This is a genomic window from Streptococcus mitis, from assembly GCF_965111725.1.
Lineage (GTDB): Bacteria > Bacillota > Bacilli > Lactobacillales > Streptococcaceae > Streptococcus > Streptococcus mitis_DV.
Genome location: NZ_OZ217341.1, coordinates 555,325 through 575,536 on the forward strand (window position 1 = coordinate 555,325; position 20,212 = coordinate 575,536).

General features: G+C 39.2%; 10 protein-coding genes. 9 read left to right on the forward strand and 1 reads right to left on the reverse strand.

All coding sequences use genetic code 11. The annotated features are described in order from the left end of the window. The first annotated feature begins 105 nt into the window (after positions 1-105). The 6 genes from ileS (at position 106) to ACLV7Q_RS02920 (ending at position 16,059) form a co-directional block, all read left to right on the forward strand. Positions 106-2,898 carry an isoleucine--tRNA ligase gene (gene ileS / locus ACLV7Q_RS02895; protein WP_218756957.1) on the forward strand — a complete coding sequence of 931 codons (2,793 nt, stop codon included), beginning with the start codon at positions 106-108 and terminating at the stop codon, positions 2,896-2,898. Positions 2,899-3,081: 183 nt separating this feature from the next. After that, complete coding sequence (locus ACLV7Q_RS02900) at positions 3,082-9,216, forward strand: ZmpA/ZmpB/ZmpC family metallo-endopeptidase (protein WP_225904679.1); 6,135 nt, start codon at positions 3,082-3,084, stop codon at positions 9,214-9,216. Positions 9,217-9,360: 144 nt separating this feature from the next. Continuing rightward, on the forward strand, positions 9,361-10,053 hold the full coding sequence (locus ACLV7Q_RS02905) for a phosphoglycerate mutase (protein ID WP_218756956.1): 693 nt from the start codon (positions 9,361-9,363) through the stop codon (positions 10,051-10,053). Between the two features lie 52 nt (positions 10,054-10,105). Beyond that, positions 10,106-12,517: a glycosyl hydrolase family 95 catalytic domain-containing protein gene (locus tag ACLV7Q_RS02910; protein WP_218756955.1), complete on the forward strand. Its 2,412-nt coding sequence runs from the start codon at positions 10,106-10,108 to the stop codon at positions 12,515-12,517. Positions 12,518-12,647: 130 nt separating this feature from the next. Beyond that, a complete protein-coding gene (locus ACLV7Q_RS02915) occupies positions 12,648-13,349 on the forward strand; it encodes an ABC transporter ATP-binding protein (protein WP_218756954.1) in 702 nt (233 codons plus the stop codon). Between the two features lies 1 nt (position 13,350). Continuing rightward, on the forward strand, positions 13,351-16,059 hold the full coding sequence (locus ACLV7Q_RS02920) for an ABC transporter permease (protein ID WP_218756953.1): 2,709 nt from the start codon (positions 13,351-13,353) through the stop codon (positions 16,057-16,059). Positions 16,060-16,256: 197 nt separating this feature from the next. On the opposite strand, the gene ACLV7Q_RS02925 is transcribed toward ACLV7Q_RS02920, so the two are convergent. Continuing rightward, positions 16,257-17,120 carry a helix-turn-helix domain-containing protein gene (locus tag ACLV7Q_RS02925; protein WP_218756952.1) on the reverse strand — a complete coding sequence of 288 codons (864 nt, stop codon included), beginning with the start codon at positions 17,118-17,120 and terminating at the stop codon, positions 16,257-16,259. Between the two features lie 191 nt (positions 17,121-17,311). On the opposite strand from ACLV7Q_RS02925, the gene ACLV7Q_RS02930 reads away from it, so the two are divergent. The 3 genes from ACLV7Q_RS02930 (at position 17,312) to ACLV7Q_RS02940 (ending at position 20,211) form a co-directional block, all read left to right on the forward strand. Further along, positions 17,312-17,482, forward strand: a complete 171-nt coding sequence (locus ACLV7Q_RS02930) for a PhrA family quorum-sensing system peptide (RefSeq protein WP_001227862.1) — start codon at positions 17,312-17,314, stop codon at positions 17,480-17,482. Positions 17,483-17,796: 314 nt separating this feature from the next. Next, positions 17,797-18,093 carry a lactococcin 972 family bacteriocin gene (locus tag ACLV7Q_RS02935; protein ID WP_000911560.1) on the forward strand — a complete coding sequence of 99 codons (297 nt, stop codon included), beginning with the start codon at positions 17,797-17,799 and terminating at the stop codon, positions 18,091-18,093. Positions 18,094-18,195: 102 nt separating this feature from the next. Continuing rightward, on the forward strand, positions 18,196-20,211 hold the full coding sequence (locus ACLV7Q_RS02940; protein ID WP_218756951.1) for a DUF1430 domain-containing protein: 2,016 nt from the start codon (positions 18,196-18,198) through the stop codon (positions 20,209-20,211). Position 20,212: the final 1 nt, after the last annotated feature.

The window sequence follows — 20,212 nt, forward strand, 5'->3', positions numbered from 1 at the left end:
GAGGGAGAAAGACTAAATCTTTTTCCGAATAAAGGTGGTACCACGATTTTCGTCCTTTTTGGCAGTCGTGGTTTTTAATTTGTTATTATTTATAAAGGAGATACCATGAAACTCAAAGATACCCTTAACCTTGGGAAAACAGCTTTCCCAATGCGTGCAGGCCTTCCGACCAAAGAGCCAGTTTGGCAAAAGGAATGGGAAGATGCAAAACTTTACCAACGTCGTCAAGAATTGAACCAAGGAAAACCTCATTTCACCTTGCATGATGGCCCTCCATACGCGAACGGAAATATTCACGTTGGACACGCTATGAACAAGATTTCAAAAGATATCATTGTTCGTTCAAAATCAATGTCAGGTTTTTACGCACCATTTATCCCAGGTTGGGATACTCATGGTCTGCCAATCGAGCAAGTTTTGGCAAAACAAGGTGTCAAACGTAAAGAAATGGACTTGGTTGAGTACTTGAAACTTTGTCGTGAATACGCTCTTTCTCAAGTAGATAAACAACGTGAAGACTTTAAACGTTTGGGTGTTTCTGGTGACTGGGAAAATCCATATGTGACTTTGACTCCTGACTATGAGGCAGCTCAAATCCGTGTATTTGGTGAGATGGCTAATAAAGGTTATATCTACCGTGGTGCAAAACCAGTTTACTGGTCTTGGTCATCTGAGTCTGCCCTTGCTGAAGCAGAGATTGAATACCATGACTTGGTTTCAACTTCTCTTTACTATGCCAATAAGGTCAAAGATGGCAAAGGTGTTCTAGATACAGATACTTATATCGTTGTTTGGACAACTACTCCATTTACTATCACAGCTTCTCGTGGTTTGACTGTTGGTGCAGATATTGATTACGTCTTGGTTCAACCTGCTGGTGAAGATCGTAAGTTTGTGGTTGCTGCAGAATTATTGACTAGCTTGTCTGGGAAATTTGACTGGGCTGATGTGCAAGTTTTAGCAACTTACCGTGGTCAAGAACTCAACCACATCGTAACAGAACACCCATGGGATATAGCTGTAGATGAATTGGTTATCCTTGGTGACCACGTTACAACTGACTCTGGTACAGGTATTGTCCATACAGCCCCAGGTTTCGGTGAGGACGACTACAATGTTGGTATTGCTAATGGTCTTGAAGTCGCAGTTACTGTTGACGAACGTGGTATCATGATGGCTAATGCTGGCGCTGAGTTTGAAGGTCAATTCTATGACAAGGTGGTTCCAACTGTCATCGAAAAACTTGGTGACCTCCTTCTTGCCCAAGAAGAAATCTCTCACTCATACCCATTTGACTGGCGTACCAAGAAACCAATCATCTGGCGTGCAGTTCCACAATGGTTTGCCTCAGTTTCTAAATTCCGCCAAGAAATCTTGGACGAAATTGAAAAAGTGAAATTCCACTCAGAATGGGGTAAAGTCCGTCTTTACAATATGATTCGTGACCGTGGCGACTGGGTTATCTCTCGTCAACGTGCTTGGGGTGTTCCACTTCCTATCTTCTATGCTGAAGATGGTACAGCTATCATGACAGCTGAAACTATTGAACACGTAGCTCAACTCTTTGAGGAACATGGTTCAAGCATTTGGTGGGAACGTGATGCTAAGGACCTCTTGCCAGAAGGATTTACTCATCCAGGTTCACCAAATGGTGAGTTCAAAAAAGAAACAGATATTATGGATGTATGGTTTGACTCAGGTTCATCATGGAATGGGGTTGTAGTAAACCGTCCTGAGTTGACTTACCCAGCAGACCTTTACCTAGAAGGTTCTGACCAGTACCGTGGTTGGTTCAACTCTTCACTCATCACATCTGTTGCCAACCATGGCGTAGCACCATACAAACAAATCTTGTCACAAGGTTTTGCCCTTGATGGTAAAGGTGAGAAGATGTCTAAATCTCTTGGAAATACCATTGCTCCAAGCGATGTTGAAAAACAATTTGGTGCTGAAATCTTGCGTCTCTGGGTAACAAGTGTTGACTCAAGCAACGATGTGCGTATCTCTATGGATATCTTGAGCCAAGTCTCTGAAACTTACCGTAAGATTCGTAACACCCTTCGTTTCTTGATTGCCAATACATCTGACTTTTACCCAAGTCAAGATTCAGTAGCTTACGATGAGCTTCGTTCAGTTGATAAGTACATGACGATTCGCTTTAACCAGCTTGTGAAAACGATTCGTGCTGCTTACGCAAACTTTGAATTCTTGACAATCTACAAGGCCTTGGTGAACTTTATCAACGTTGATTTGTCAGCATTCTACCTTGATTTTGCTAAAGACGTTGTTTACATCGAAGGTGCCAAATCACTGGAACGCTGTCAAATGCAGACTGTTTTCTATGACATTCTTGTCAAAATTACCAAACTCTTGACACCAATCCTTCCTCACACTGCGGAAGAAATCTGGTCATACCTTGAGTTTGAAGCAGAAGAATATGTTCAATTGTCAGAATTGCCAGAAGCAGAAACTTTTGCTAACCAAGAAGAAATCTTGGATACATGGGCTGCCTTCATGGAGTTCCGTGGACAAGCTCAAAAAGCCTTGGAAGAAGCGCGTAATGCAAAAGTTATCGGGAAATCACTTGAAGCACACTTGACAGTTTATCCAAATGAAGTTGTGAAAACTCTACTCGAAGCAGTAAACAGCAATGTAGCTCAACTTTTGATTGTGTCTGAATTGACCATCGCAGAAGGACCAGCTCCAGAAGCTGCCGTTAGCTTCGAAGATGTAGCCTTCACTGTTGAACGCGCTGCAGGCCAAGTATGTGACCGTTGCCGTCGTATCGACCCAACAACAGCAGAACGCAGCTACCAGGCAGTCATTTGTGACCACTGTGCAAGCATTGTAGAAGAAAATTTTGCGGACGCAGTCGCAGAAGGATTTGAAGAGAAGTAAGGTTGAAAAGTCTCTATGCGTCTAGTATATAAAAATCAGTTATTCCAAGTTTATAATCTCTCTTGTGAGATGCTAAAGTTTAATGAGAATTGGTTTTGCTAATACTAGGAGAAAGTAAGTATGCTAAAATCGCAAGATTGTTTTTCTTGCGATTTCTTAAACTAGTGAGGAAAAATAAACATTATGAGACAAACAAATGTTAGAGGAAACTTGTCCCTCCGTGGCTTTAGAAAATTAAGAACTGGTGCAATTGTTGCGACAGGTGTGATTTTATTGGGTCTGGGCTTTTTAGCCCCAACTGTATCAGCCAGTGAACAAGATGGTGTCTGGGTAGCCAGAACAGTTGAGGAAGTGAAAGCTGACCTTCAAAAAGAAGGTGATTTATTTAAGTATGTCATTAAGTGGGGAGATACATTAAGTGTTATCAGCGAAGCAAGCAATATCCCTGTAGATGTACTCCAAGAAATGAATCAAGCTTCAGGCAAGAATTTATTCTTACCACACAATGAATTGTACTTTACTGAAGCTGAAACGGTTTCAGATACAGTCACAAAACACAAGATTGTCATCAAAGAAAGTGGTGCAAGTGGCGAAGTTCGCACTTACGAAGTCTTGCTCAAGAAAGATCAGGAAACAAAAGCTGTTACCTTTGAATTAACAGATGTCACTGAGAAAGTTGAAAAAATGACTGTGAACTATAGCCTAGTTTATCAGCCTGTATCAGCACCAGTAGTGGAAAGAGCGGAAGAATCGGGTGAAGAACCTGCTTCAGAAGCACCAGCAGAGACAAGCCCAGAAGTTAAAGAAGAAACAGAAGCTCCAGTAGCACCAAAAGCAGAAGAGCCAACTGTAACAACGCCAAAAGCAGAAAAACCAGTGTCTCCAGCACCAACAGAATCAGCGCCAGAGGTAGAAAAACCAGCTGATCCTAAAGAAGCAGAATCAACACCTGAAGGAACATTTACAGGAACAGCAGAATCAGCACCAGATTCAACAGAATTAGTGGCAAATGGAGCTTCAGGAAGAACAGAAGGGGCTTCAGAAGTAACTCCAGGAGTAACAGGAAAAGAAACTGAAGAATCAGGAACAGAAGCACCTACAACTCCAAAAGAAGATACACCTGAAGGAACAGTTTCAGAAGGAGAAACAGGAACAGAGTCAGCAGAATTGGCTGAACCAAAAACAGAAGCACCTACAACTCCAGAAAATAAAGAAGAACAACCAGGTGCAACAGAAGCACCGGAACCAAAAGTAACAGAGTCCGAGGCAGCGAAACCAGCTCCAAAAGAAGCAGGAACAACAGCAGGAAATGAAGTAAAAGAAACTGAAGAAGCAGGAACAGGTTCAGAAGTAGCTACAACAGGTGCACCAGCAGCGGAAGGAAGTTCAGAAGCGACTCTAGGTTCAACAGAAGAAGCTTCAGGAACAACACCAAAAGCAGAAGTTTCAGAAGCACCAGTGGTAGAGGCTACAACTTCAGGAGAACAAAGCCAACCAGCAGAAGAAACTCCAGCACCATCAAAACCAGAAACCCCAGCTTCAACAGAAGCAGCTACAGAGGCTACAACTTCAAGTGAAGTAGGCAATGCAGAAGAAACCTCTGTTGAGGAGACAGGAAAACAAGATAGCGCAACAAATACACCGTCAGCTGAGTCTAAAGAAGAAGCGGTAACAACACCAGAAGCAACAGAAAAAGAAGCAAAAGCAGAAGAGTCAGCAGAACCAGGAACATCTGCAACTGTGGAATCAACACCAGCAGGAGAAGAAGGTAAAGCCGAAGCAACGGAAGAAGATGAAGAACCAGGAATAATAGCAGAAGCAACCCCAGCACCAAAAGAATTAGGAGAAGAAGGTAAAGCGGAGGATTCAGTTTCTTCAACTGAATCTTCATCAACTGCTTCTGAAGGGGAGTCAACAGCTACGCAGCCAGCTGTAGAAGAAGAAACAGATTCAACATCGGAAGCTGAAGAACTTGCAACTACGGAAACAGCAACAGCACCAAAAGCGGAAGAGCCAGAGGCGGCAACCCCAGCTTCAGAAGTACCATCAGAATCAGAGTCGAAAGAAGAAGATTCATCTGCAGGGGATACAACAGTTACAGAAGAACAGCCGGCTTCAGAAACTGTCTCTGAAGGTGGGTTACCAGCTACACAACCAGCTGGAGAAGAAAATAAATCCGAACCAACGTCAGAAACTTCAACTATTCCATCTGTAGATGCTACAAATGATTCAGGTAATTCAGAGTCATCACCTTCAGTAACAGAAGGCAATAAAGAAGAAACAAATTCACAAAATACTGAAGCTTCGACTGTGAACGAAAACTCAGAATCATCTAATTCAGATTCAGAAAAACCACAGGGTGATGAACCAGCTGTACAAGTAGGATCAGACCCAACAGCGTCAACAGAAGGAACATCTACAGGAAAAGAAGAATCAGCACCAAAAGCAGAAGAAAAACAAGTCGACAAGAAACTAGAGCTTAGGAATATTTCAAATGTGGAATTATTTACAGTAGAAAATAATAAATATCGACATGTAACCTCATTTGATACGGTTCCAAATAATCCTAGTAACTACTTTATGAAAGTAAAATCAGAGAAGTTTAAAGATGTGATGTTACCTGTCTCAAGTATTACAAGTGTCAGAAGAGATAATCAAGAAGTATATAAAATTGTTGGTCGAGCAAATGATTTAATTCAACATGAAAATGATAGTACTGTAGAAAATTATACTTATTATTTACCAAAAACTATTAATAGTGAAAACGAAGTTTATACATCATTTAAAAATCTAGTAGAAGCAATGAATAGAAATTTACATGGTACGTTTCGTTTAGGAGCAACTATGGATGCTCGTGAAGTAGAACTTTCGGATGGTCAAGAAAGTTATATAAATCAAGAATTTAGTGGTACATTAATAGGTACAAACAATGATAAGAACTATGCTATATATAACTTGAAAAAACCGTTATTTAAAGTTTTAAATCATGCTGCTATTCAAGATCTTTCAATAAAAGAAGCTAATGTTTCTTTGAAAGAAGATGCTGCTACAATAGCGAAAGAGGCGAACAATGGTACTACAATTACAAATGTTCATTCATCAGGTGTAATTGCTGGTGAGCGTAGCATTGGTGGTTTGGTTTCAAAAGTAACTGACTCTACAATTTCTAATAGTAGTTTTACAGGTAGAATAACAAATACTTATAATACAAATGCTACTTATCAAATAGGTGGTTTAGTTGGCAAACTTTCAGGTGTTGGTGCTTTAATAGAAAACTCAATTTCATCTATCGATATGGCGACAAACGCTAATCAAGGGGACCAAACAGTTGGTGGTATAGCTGGGGTTGTTGATAGAAGTGCTAGAATTAGTAATAGTTACGTTGAAGGAAATCTTAACAATGTGAAGCCTTTTGGTAAAGTAGGAGGAGTTGTAGGTAATCTTTGGGATAATTCAGGTGAAGTTGAAAATTCAGGTCGACTATCTGATGTATTAAGCGATGTCAATGTTACTAACGGTAATGCTATTGCTGGTTATGATTTTAATGGTATAAAAGCAACTAACACTTATAGTAATAAAAATAATAAGGTGGTAAAAGTAGTTCAAGTAGATGACGAAGTACTTAGTAAAGATTCTGAAGAGCAAAGAGGAACTGTGCTAGAAGCGGATGAGATTAATGTGAAAAAAGCTCAACTTGTTCCTAAAAATAATATTAAAACTGAGGACTTTAATTTCTCTTCTAAATATGGAACGGATTATAGTAAATTAAAAGATGTTGATGTTTCTAGGTTAAGGGTGTATAAAAATATAGAAAAATTACTGCCATTTTATAACAGAGAGACTATTGTTAAGTATGGTAATTTAGTGGATACTAATAATGCTTTATATACTAAGGATCTTGTGTCTGTAGTTTCAATGCATGACAAAGAAGTAATTTCTGATATTAATAAACATAAAGCTAGTATTAATAAGTTGTTACTACATTATTCAGATAATACTTCTCAAACATTAGATATAAAATATCTACAAGATTTCTCTAAAGTAGCAGAATACGAAATAACTAATACAAAATTAATATACACACCTAATACGTTATTACATAATTACAATAATATTGTAAAATCTGTTTTAAATGATCTGAAATCTGTTCAATATAATTCAGCTGATGTTAGAAAAGTATTAGATATTTCTAATGATATAAAATTAACAGAATTATATCTAGATGAACAGTTCGATAAAACAAAAGCAAATATTGAAGATACTTTATCAAAACTTCTTTCTGCAGATGCGGCAATAGCTGTAAATAATAATTCGATAATAGATAATTATGTAGTAGAAAAAATTAAGAATAATAAAGAGGCGTTGCTTTTAGGTTTAACATATCTTGAACGTTGGTATAATTTTAAATATGATAATGCAAGTGCAAAAGATTTAGTATTATATCATTTAGATTTCTTTGGTAAATCTAATAGTTCTGCATTAGATAATGTTATTGAGCTAGGTAAATCAGGATTTAACAATTTATTAGCTAAAAATAATGTAATTACTTATAATGTATTATTATCAAAAAATTATGGAACTAAGAGTTTATTTGAGGCATTGGAAAAATATAGAAAAGTTTTAGTGCCGAATAAAACAAATAACGAATGGTTTAAAGAACAATCTAAAGCTTATATAGTAGAAGAAAAATCTACAATTCCTGAAGTAAGCGAAAAACAATCTAAGGAAGGGACGAAGTATTCTATTGGAGTATATGATAGATTAACTAGCCCTTCTTGGAAATATCAAAGTATGGTGTTACCGTTATTAACACTACCTGAAAAATCAGTGTTTATGATAGCGAATATTTCAACTATAGGATTTGGAGCCTATGACAGATATAGAAGTTCAGAATATCCTAAGGGAGAAAAATTAAATAAATTTGTAGAAGATAATGCAAAAGAAGCGGCTAAACGCTTTAGAGATCATTATGATTATTGGTACAAAATACTAGATACGAAAAATAAAGACAAATTGTTTAGAAGTATTTTGGTATATGATTCTTTCAGATTTGGTAATGATAAAGATAAAAATACTAGTCAAGCAGATTTTGAAACTGATCATCCAGCAATAAAACATTTCTTCGGTCCTGCGGGGAATAATGTTGTTCATAATGGACACGGAGCATATGCTACGGGAGATGCGTTCTACTATATGGCTTATCGTATGCTTGATAAGGCTGGCGCAGTAACATATACTCATGAAATGACACATAACTCAGATAGAGAAATTTATCTTGGAGGATATGGAAGAAGAAATGGGCTTGGACCAGAGTTTTATGCAAAAGGATTATTACAAGCTCCCGATCATCCAGATGATGCAACAATCACGATAAACTCTGTATTGAAATATGATGAAGCGGAAAATGCTAATAGACTACAAGTGAAAAATCCAACTCAACGATTTAATAATGCAGAAGACTTGCGTAAATATATGCATAACTTATTCGATTTAGTTTATACACTTGAAAAATTAGAAGGAGAAGCAGTAGTTAACTTAGGTGCCAATGAGAAAGGTGAGCTATTAAGGAAAATAGAGAATGAGTATAAACCTGATCCTGATGGAAATGATGTTTATGCAACGAATGTAGTCCGTAGATTAAAACCTGATGAGCTTAATAAGTTAACCTCTTTCAATAGTTTAATAGAAAACGATATAATCACAAGAAGAGGGTATATTGATGAAGGTGAGTATAAACGAAATGGATACTACACAATCAATCTTTTCTCGCCAATATATTCTGCCTTAAGTAGTGATAAAGGGACTCCGGGTGATTTAATGGCTCGTCGTATGGCATTTGAACTATTAGCTGCAAAAGGATATAAAGAAGGTATGGTACCATATATTTCTAACCAATATGAAAATGAAGTGAAAGCTAATGGAAGTAAAATTAATTCATACGGTAAAGAAGTAGGATTGGTAACTGATAAATTAGTGCTTAATAAGATATTTAATAACCAGTATTCATCTTGGGCTGATTTTAAAAAAGCTATGTATAAAGAACGAGAAAATAAATTTAATAACTTAACAAATATTAGCTTTATAAATCCTAATAATTGGGGACGTCAAGAGACGATAACTATTGATAGTATTGCTAAGTTAAGAAATATAATTAAAGAAGCGGTTCAGGCGGATGCTACTAATTATGCTTCAATATTATATCCAAAAGAAAGTAGTAAAGTTTACAAACTTAAAAAAGCTATTTTCAAAGCTTATCTAGATAAAACTGATGATTTTAGAAGTTCAATTTTTGATGAGGAAAATAAATTTACTAATTAGGGTAGCACATGAAGATAGGTTTCGTTTCTTCATGTGTGAAACTCTTTCCTTTTTGGTTTTGACTAGCTTTTTTGTGAAAAATTGTGTAAAATAGAATAGATAAACGAGGGGAAACCTCGGAAAATTTAAAGGAGAATCCATCTAATGGTAAAATTGGTTTTTGCTCGCCACGGTGAGTCTGAATGGAACAAAGCTAACCTTTTCACTGGTTGGGCTGATGTTGATTTGTCTGAAAAAGGTACACAACAAGCGATTGACGCTGGTAAATTGATCAAAGAAGCTGGTATCGAATTTGACCAAGCTTACACTTCAGTATTGAAACGTGCTATCAAAACAACGAACTTGGCTCTTGAAGCTTCTGACCAATTGTGGGTTCCAGTTGAAAAATCATGGCGCTTGAACGAACGTCACTACGGTGGTTTGACTGGTAAAAACAAAGCTGAAGCTGCTGAACAATTTGGTGATGAGCAAGTTCACATCTGGCGTCGTTCATACGATGTATTGCCTCCAAACATGGATCGTGATGATGAGCATTCAGCTCACACTGATCGTCGTTACGCTTCACTTGACGATTCAGTTATCCCAGATGCTGAAAACTTGAAAGTGACTTTGGAACGTGCCCTTCCATTCTGGGAAGATAAAATCGCTCCAGCTCTTAAAGATGGCAAAAACGTATTCGTAGGAGCTCACGGTAACTCAATCCGTGCCCTTGTAAAACACATCAAAGATTTGTCAGATGACGAAATCATGGACGTGGAAATCCCTAACTTCCCACCATTGGTATTCGAATTCGACGAAAAATTGAACGTAGTTTCTGAATACTACCTTGGAAAATAAAAAATTGTAAGCCTAGGATTGATTTCTAGGCTTTTTATGTTAGTATGGTAGTATGATAAGGAATAAAAAACAAGATTATGTATTGGCCTACAAGCAACCAGCGTCAACAACATATAAGGGCTGGGAAGAAGAGGCCTTACCGATAGGCAATGGTTCTTTAGGGGCAAAAATATTTGGGCTTATAGGAGCTGAGCGGATTCAATTCAATGAAAAAAGTCTCTGGTCTGGAGGTCCACTTCCTGATAGTTCAGATTATCAGGGTGGAAATCTTCAGGATCAGTATGGTTTTTTAGCTGAGATTCGGCAGGCTTTGGAAAAGAGAGATTACAATCGGGCTAAGGAATTGGCTGAACAGCATTTGGTCGGGCCAAAAACAAGTCAATACGGAACCTATCTATCTTTTGGAGATATTTTCATTGAATTTAGCCAGCAAGGCACGATTTTGTCTCAGGTGACGGATTACCAGAGACAGTTGAATATCAGTAAGGCGCTTGCGACGACTTCTTATGTCTATAAGGGGACGTATTTTAAACGTGAAGCCTTTGCCAGTTTTCCAGATGATCTCTTGGTTCAGCGCTTTACTAAGGAAGGGTTGGAAACTCTAGATTTTACTATAGAACTATCCTTGACCCGTGATTTGGCTTCTGATGGAAAGTATGAGCAGGAAAAATCTGATTACAAGGAGTGTAAGCTGGATATTACTGATTCTTATATCTTGATGAAGGGAAGAGTTAAGGATAACGATCTGCGGTTTGCTAGTTATCTAGCTTGGGAAACGGATGGAGATATTAGAGTTTGGTCAGATAAGGTTCAGATATCAGGAGCCAGTTATGCCAATCTCTTCTTGGCGGCTAAGACGGATTTTGCTCAAAATCCTGCTAGCAATTATCGCAAGAAACTAGATTTAGAGCAGCAAGTAAAGGACTTGGTGGACACAGCTAAAGAAAAGGGCTATGCCCAATTGAAATCAAGGCATATTGAGGACTACCAAGCCTTATTCCAGCGTGTTCAATTGGATTTGGGAGCTGATTTTGAATCATCCCCTACGGATGATTTGCTAAAAAATTATAAGCGACAAGAAGGGCAGGCTTTGGAGGAGCTGTTCTTCCAGTATGGACGGTATTTATTGATTAGTTCTTCCAGAGATTGTCCAGATGCTCTACCAGCTAACCTACAAGGGGTCTGGAATGCGGTCGACAATCCTCCTTGGAATTCGGACTATCACTTAAATATCAACCTGCAGATGAATTATTGGCCAGCCTATGTTACCAATCTCCTAGAGACGGCCTTTCCGGTCATCAACTATGTAGATGATTTGCGTGTTTATGGTCGTCTAGCGGCTGCAAGGTATGCAGGAATCGTCTCTCAGGAAGGGGAGGAGAATGGTTGGTTGGTTCATACTCAAGCGACTCCCTTTGGTTGGACGGCACCTGGTTGGGATTACTATTGGGGTTGGTCACCAGCTGCCAATGCGTGGATGATGCAAACTGTTTATGAAGCCTATTCATTTTACAGGGACCAAGACTATCTCAGGGAGAAAATTTATCCCATGTTGAGGGAAACGGTACACTTTTGGAATGCCTTTTTACATGAGGATCAGCAGGCGCAACGTTGGGTGTCCTCTCCATCTTATTCCCCAGAACATGGGCCGATTTCGATTGGCAATACTTATGACCAATCTCTGATTTGGCAGTTATTTCATGATTTTATTCAGGCTGCTCAGGAATTGGGGCTGGATGCGGACTTGTTGACGGAAGTCAAGGAAAAATTTGATTTACTAAATCCTCTTCAAATCACTCAATCTGGTCGAATCAGGGAGTGGTATGAGGAGGAAGAGCAGCATTTTCAAAATGAGAAAGTGGAGGCCCAGCATCGGCACGCTTCCCATCTGGTGGGCCTTTATCCTGGCAATCTTTTTAGCTATAAGGGACAAGACTATCTTGATGCGGCGCGTGCTAGCCTCAATGATCGTGGAGATGGGGGCACAGGCTGGTCCAAGGCCAATAAGATCAATCTTTGGGCGCGTCTAGGAGATGGCAATCGAACCCATAAATTATTAGCAGAGCAGTTAAAGTCATCCACCTTGCCAAATCTTTGGTGTAGCCATCCTCCTTTTCAGATAGATGGTAATTTTGGTGCTACTAGTGGCATGGCAGAAATGTTACTCCAGTCTCATGCAGCTTATCTGGTACCTCTAGCTGCTCTACCTGATGCTTGGTCAACAGGTTCTGTTTCAGGCTTAATGGCACGTGGACATTTTGAAGTGAGCATGAGGTGGACGGATAAAAAACTCTTACAGTTGACCATTTTATCAAGGAGTGGAGGAGATTTGCGAGTTTCTTATCCAGATATTGAGAAGAGTGTGATTGAAGTGAATCAAGAAAAAATAAAAGCGAAATGCATGGGGAAAGATTGTATTTCGGTGGCAACAGTAGAAGGTGATCTTGTTCAATTTTATTTTTAAGAAGATGATAAAAGGCAGTGGTTTGATACTGCCTTTTAATAAGGATTTGAGAATGTAAGCAGTTTCCAACTAGTTGAAAAAGCGTTATAATGGTAGTAGGAAGTAATTTGTTTGAGAGAGGGTGGGTCTGATGGCTTATATTGAGATGAAACACTGTTACAAGCGTTATCAGGTTGGGGACACGGAGATTGTGGCCAATCGCGATGTGAATTTTGAAATTGAAAAGGGTGAATTGGTTATTATTCTAGGTGCGTCTGGTGCAGGCAAGTCAACGGTTCTTAACCTTCTTGGGGGAATGGATACCAATGATGAGGGGAATATTTGGATTGATGGTGTCAATATTGCCGACTACAATTCCAACCAGAGAACCAATTACCGCAGAAATGATGTCGGTTTTGTTTTTCAGTTTTATAATCTAGTGTCCAATCTGACAGCTAAGGAAAATGTGGAATTGGCCTCAGAAATCGTGACAGATGCCTTGGATCCTGAGCAGGTGCTGACAGATGTAGGTCTGGCTCATCGTCTCAATAACTTTCCAGCCCAGCTTTCTGGAGGGGAGCAACAGCGAGTCTCCATTGCACGCGCAGTAGCTAAAAATCCTAAAATTCTCCTTTGTGACGAACCGACTGGAGCCTTGGATTATCAGACAGGCAAGCAGGTTTTGAAAATACTCCAAGATATGTCTCGTCAAAAGGGAGCGACGGTGATCGTCGTGACTCACAATGGAGCTTTGGCGCCCATTGCTGATCGCGTGATTCATATGCACGATGCCAGTGTCAAGGATGTGGTGATCAACCAGCATCCTCAGGATATCGACAGTTTGGAGTACTAGCATGATCAAGCGAAAAACCTATTGGAAGGACTTAATTCAGTCCTTTACAGGCTCCAAGGGGCGTTTTTTATCCATCTTAACCTTGATGATGTTAGGGTCTCTAGCCCTAGTAGGCCTCAAAGTGACTAGCCCCAACATGGAGGCGACAGCTAATGCTTATTTAACAACTGCTCAAACCTTGGATTTGGCAGTCATGTCTAACTATGGCTTGGATCAAGCAGATCAAGAAGAACTAGAACAGATAGAGGGTGTAGAGATCGAATTTGGCTACTTGACAGATGTGACCATGGCTAATGGTCAGGATGCTATTCGGCTGTACTCCAAACCAGAGCGAATTTCAACCTTTCAGCTAAGAGAGGGACGACTTCCTCAGTCAGACAAGGAAATCGCTTTGGCCAGTCATTTGCAAGGCCAATACAGCGTGGGGCAGGAGATTAGTTTTAAAGAAAAAGAAGAGGGTCATTCCTCTTTAAAAGACCATACTTATACCATTACTGGTTTTGTGGATTCAGCTGAAATCCTCTCCCAGCGAGATATGGGCTACGCAGCAAGTGGAAGTGGGACTCTGACAGCCTATGGGGTGATTTTACCTAGTCAGTTTGATCAGAAAGTCTACAGTATAGCTCGTTTGAAATATCAAGATTTAGCAGGTTTAAATGCTTTCTCAGCAGCTTATGAAGAGAAATCCAAGCAACATCAGGAAGATCTAGAACAAGCTTTGTCAGATAATGGCAAGGCACGTCTGCAACTCTTGAAAAAAGAAGGACAAGAGTCTCTAAACAAAGGTCAAGAGACCCTTGACAAGGCTGAGACTAATTTGCAGGAAGGCAAGCGTCGTTTAGTAGCTGCTCAAGCTCGTATACAGGCTCAAGAAAGTCAACTAGCCTTGCTGCCTCAAGCCCAAAGAGAGCAGGCCCGTGCTCAACTTACCCAAGCCAAGCAGGAATTGAGTAAGGAAGAGGACAAACTAAAGCAGGCTGAACAAAATTTAGCCCAAGAAAAGGAAAAGTTAGAAAAACATCAGCAAGTCTTAGATGATTTGGCGGAGCCCAAGTATCAAGTCTATAATCGTCAGACCATGCCTGGCGGTCAAGGTTATCTCATGTACAGTAATGCTTCAGCCAGTATTCGGGCAGTGGGCAATATCTTTCCTGTAGTGCTTTATGCCGTAGCAGCCATGGTGACCTTTACAACCATGACTCGTTTTGTGGATGAAGAACGAACTCATGCTGGGATTTTTAAGGCCTTGGGCTATCGCAGCAAGGATATTATCGCTAAATTTCTCCTCTACGGCCTAGTAGCTGGGACTGTCGGAACGGCTCTAGGTAGTATACTTGGCCATTATTTACTAGCTAGTGTGATTTCAAGTGTCATTACAAAAGGCATGGTGGTGGGAGAAACCCAGATTCAGTTCTATTGGAGCTATAGTTTACTAGCTCTTGTCTTGAGTTGGTTGGCGAGTGTGTTACCAGCCTATCTGGTGGCTCGGAGGGAACTTCATGATGAAGCAGCCCAGCTTTTACTGCCTAAACCTCCTGTTAAAGGAGCTAAAATCTTACTGGAGCGCATCGGTTTTATCTGGCGTCGTCTCAGTTTTACCCATAAGGTAACAGCTCGCAATATCTTCCGTTATAAGCAGCGGATGTTGATGACGATCTTTGGTGTGGCAGGTTCAGTCGCTCTGCTCTTTGCAGGCTTGGGAATCCAATCCTCTGTGGCAGGAGTTCCGTCCAGACAGTTTCAACAAATCCAACAGTATCAAATGATTGTTTCTGAAAATCCTAGTGCGACCAATCAGGACGAAGTAGAACTGGAAGAGATGCTGAAAGGGCAAGATATCCAAGCCTATCAGAAAATCTATTCTAAAACGCTAGACAAGGATTTCAAAGGTAAGGCTGGTCTTCAAACCATTACCCTTATGATGACAAAGAAGGAAGATTTGACGCCCTTTATCCATCTGCAACATCATCAGCAAGAGCTGACATTAAAAGATGGGGTTGTTATTACAGCTAAACTAGCCCAGCTGGCAGGTGTCAAGGTTGGACAGACTTTAGAAATTGAAGGGAGGGAGCTAAAGATTGCTGCTATTGCTGAGAACTACGTTGGTCATTTTATTTATATGAGTCAGGCTAGCTATGAGCAAATATACGGACAGGTGCCGCAAGCCAACACTTATCTGGTTACGCTGAGGGATACCAGCGCTACTAGTATCGAAAGGCAGGCAGGCTTGCTTATGAATCAAGCTGTGGTGTCCAGTGTCGTCCAAAATGCTTCAGCCATTCGACTCTTTGACTCGGTCGCTAGCTCACTCAATCAGACTATGACTATCTTAGTTATCGTGTCGGTTCTGTTGGCTATTGTTATCCTCTACAATCTGACCAATATCAACGTGGCTGAGAGAATCCGTGAACTCTCCACTATCAAGGTGCTCGGTTTTCATAATAATGAAGTCACCCTCTACATTTATCGTGAGACGATTGTGCTGTCCCTTGTGGGAATCGTACTTGGTTTGGTATCTGGTTTCTATTTACATCAATTTTTGATTCAAATGATTTCGCCTGCGACTATTCTCTTTTATCCGCAGGTAGGCTGGGAAGTCTACGTAATCCCAGTGGCAGCAGTAAGCATCATTTTGACCTTGCTTGGTTTCTTTGTCAATTATCATCTGAGAAAGGTTGATATGCTTGAAGCCCTGAAATCTGTAGAGTAATTTAGTTGTTTTTATCAGATCGAACTTGAATTTACTCGTAAATCATGACCACCCGCATAGCAGGTGGTTTTTTTGTCTCGCACCTAGCGGAGCGAGACGGACTAATAGTCACATAATTATAAGGCTGATAGTATTCATTTCACTATCAGCCTTACAGGTTATTTAACGTTTCAGAAAAACTATAATGTCAAGATTAACTAAACAATATCTAATTCCTTCAAATAATTTTCTATCTTCATCAACATTAAAGGATTGTTATAAATCTTGCATAGCTCTCTTGCTTCTATATAATAATTTTTGACTTGTTCTCTGTCTAAAAATTTGGCTCCAGCATTTCCTACAAGAATAAGTAGAGGAGCCAGTTGGTAGCTTGTCTGTCTTTGTTTACAGAGTTCAATCGTCTCAAGAGCTTCTTGGATGGCTTCGTTATATTTTTCCTTTGACACTAGGTAGTGAGCGTAGTTGTAACGAACTCTGATGTAGCCAAATAAAAACTCTTGATGCTCAAAATTTTTTGTCTGATATAACTCCATCAAATGAGAGTAGTTTGCCTCATAATCTTCTTCACGACCAACAAGGGAATAGAAGTTAGACAGTGTGTTTAATACTTTTAAGTAAATCAGAGTAGTTGAGGCTACTTTTAATAATATATCTTCCAATGAAGAAATTGCCTCACACTTACTGTCATATTGATAGAAGTCAATAATAGCTTTAATCCATTCAAGGTAAGTTCGGTCTTCCAGTGTTAGAAAAGTACTTCGTTCAATCTCTATTCTATAAATATATTCCAAATTGTCATAATTTCTGTCATCTAATAGTCGAGCAGATAATTGCTTGAAATTAGAGAGGTTAGATTTAATTTCAATTTGTTCATTAAAAAAATAATCTAATGGTACTTCAAGTCGTTGTGAGAGTTTGAACAAAAGGTCTGCGGAGGGAATGAAATGCCCTCTCTCAATTTTACTAATCTGACTTTGTTCACAAATTCCTTCTGCAAGAGTTTGTTGGGAGAGTCTCAACTCTTTTCTTTTCAATCTGAATTTCTCTGCGAGTGTATTCATTAAAGATAATAAACCTTCCTATTTGCTTAATTTCATTATAAAGTTTTTAGTTCAAAATAGCAAGTTAAAGGAATAAATAATTCTTTATGATAATAAACAAAAAAAAAAGTTAAAAATTACATAAAAATACTTGACTAAATAAAATATATCTGTTAGAATAAAAACAAGGAAAAAGAAAGGGGTTTCATTGCATGAGAAAAAAACGTGGAATTAAAAAATTAGTTACATTTGCATTGCTAGGTGTTTTTATGTTTAGTAATACAATTCCTTACCAACAGTTTATTCAGAAGAATAAACAATTGGAGATTCGAGTGCAATCACAAAAGAAGTCCAATGGTCTTGATGTTGGGAAGGCTGATTGATTTCGTATTACTTTAAAATTCAACTATTTAGAGAAAGGTATTCTGATGAGAGCTTGTAACAATACCAGATAGATATAAGAATGGAGATGTTTGATAAAATGCTTTCATAGCTAACCAACTGTTGAAAATTATGAGTTACAAAATCTAAAGTATTTAAGATTGGTTTATAAAATTAGGTCTCTGCCTGTAGAAAGGAACGTGCAGTTAGAAAGGAGGAAAAAATAGGATACTATAATTCAGACTGAGATTTCTAATTAAAATATGTAGTTGCATTTCGCTCATTTTCATAATATTTCATTTAGAGGAGTAATAATATGTTAAAATTTAGAAAAGTAGTTGCATCATCCCTTGCCGTTTTGGCATTTAGTTTGGCTCTTCCTGTTTTGGCAGTTTCTCACCGTGGTGGCGAGTGGACCTATGGAGGCCATCATGATCCATATAATTGGGGAGCATTTTCGAATTATTATCATGGTTCACAGTATCACTGGGCCTATGTTGGAAGTAATGAACGTGACAATCAAAAAACAGTTTATGCAGGAGCACATAGTGCGGCCTATGCGTTTGTTAATACAAATTTGGGGGAGCGAATTACATTTGATGCGGGATGGTAAAGAATAATTGAAGAAGATTCTTTTATCAATAGTTTAGTAAGCTTGTTAGTTTATAGAGGGCAGGGGTATTTCTGCCCTCTGTTTTAGAATAAGGAATGCACTATGAAAAAATTATTTATACTCATATCCAACCTGCTTGCTAGTTTGTTCTTTGTTTGGGTATTTACCATTTGGACTGATACATATGTCTCCCATTATTACCCCAACGTTGTTGTACATGATTCTTCCCCTGAAACAACTTTTCAGCATGTTGCTACACGCTTGGAAAAACTAGCAGAAGAAACGGATAGCTTTATTGCGATTCAACACCAGGATCCTAACTCAGAAGGTACTCCAGTGTTTTCTTATACGACCTTTGGGAACGGAAAGTTGCCTGATGGGCTACAGGAAAAAAATCTAGAAGATGCTCAAAGTAGTAGTGTTGAAACAAACTATTTTGTATTCGATGGAAACCTAGATATTCACTTGCTAAGGGAGGAGCTAAGTCAACTTGGCTTGACTAACATGCACCTGACAATTCCATCTAAACTATCTACGTTAATGGCTATCTTTAGTAACGGATTTCAGTTAATCAGTCTATTGATTTTCATCTTAACCTTTGGAGCACTGACTTTAATTAGTCAAATTAGCCAATTACGTTCGTCGGGCATTCGCCTCATTTCAGGAGAGAAACGGTGGTCCATTTTCCTTAGACCAGTTGGTGAGGATTTGAAAGGGATAGCTGTTGGTTTCAGTTTAGCTGGCGTGCTCGCCATTCTTATGCAAAAAATTCTGTCGCTTCCAACGCAATCCCTAATGACCATAGGAGCAGGCTTGCTCTGTTATAATCTCATCTTGTTGTCGATCTCCCTGTTTTTCGCTCAACTCTTCGCAGTTGGGATAAAAAAGATACACCTGATGCAGATTATAAAAGGGCAAGTGCCTGTCAGAGGAATCATTAGTTTGATTTTAATCGGTCAACTATTAGCGATTATTATTGTAACGCTGGGAATAGGGAGTAGCTTAAAGTATTCCCAAGCCTGGCAACAGCATCGGATTGGACAAGAGACTTGGAGCCAGGAAAGGCAACTGATTACCCTATCATTCAGCCGTGAAGGAACGAGTCCTGGTTTTGATGAACAAGCTCAAAGGAAATTCAGAACTTGGTATCAATTGATGGATCTGGCTGTTTCAGAACAAAAGGCTTTCTTATCTAGACACCAGTTAATTGACCGTACTTTGCAAAATGGCATGGCTTCCTCCAAAAACTTTATAACCTCTACAGAATGGCACGATTACAACCCGAATGGCAATGTCCTTATCGTCACACCGCAATACTTGGAGCGTCAAAACATTCCTGTAGATACAACTATTGAGCAAAAGATGAATCACCTTGATGTAGGGGAGTTTGTCTTATTGCTGCCTGAACACCTCCGTTCAGAGGAAGAACATTATAAATCTGTTTTTGAAGACGACTTAACCAGTCGCATGTCTAGTCAAGATGAACGACAGCAAATGACTGCTACGGTAGGTTATTTGGAATCAGGTCAGGATCGTTTTGTGTATAATACGACCCCTATTTCTTACCAGCAGTTTTTGAAAGATCCAATCATCATTGTTATAACACCCCAATCAACTGGTCCACAGTCCGTTTTGTTTTGGGTAGACGCAGTACAGAACTACGTTCTCTTTAATCAATTGTCTGATGCCCAGGAGCTTATCCAGAGACAAGGCATTGAAAATTGGGTCTCAGAAATGCAAACAGGTTACCACAACTACATCACATTATTGGATAATATCCAGAGGGAACGTTGGGTAATGCTAGCAGGAGCTGTGCTTGGGATTGCAACTTCAATCTTGTTGTTTAACACTATGAATAGGCTCTACTTTGAAGAATTTAGACGTGCCATTTTTATCAAACGCATTGCAGGTCTCAGGTTCTTAGAAATCCATCGCACTTATCTCTTTGCTCAACTGGGTGTGTTTTTACTGGGATTTGTTGCGAGTGTATTTCTTCAGGTAGAGATACTAGTTGCTTTCTTAGTCTTGTTACTCTTTACTGGTCTATCTCTTTTACAGTTACATGTCCAAATGCAGAAAGAAAACAAGATGTCCATGCTTGTTTTGAAGGGAGGTTAAT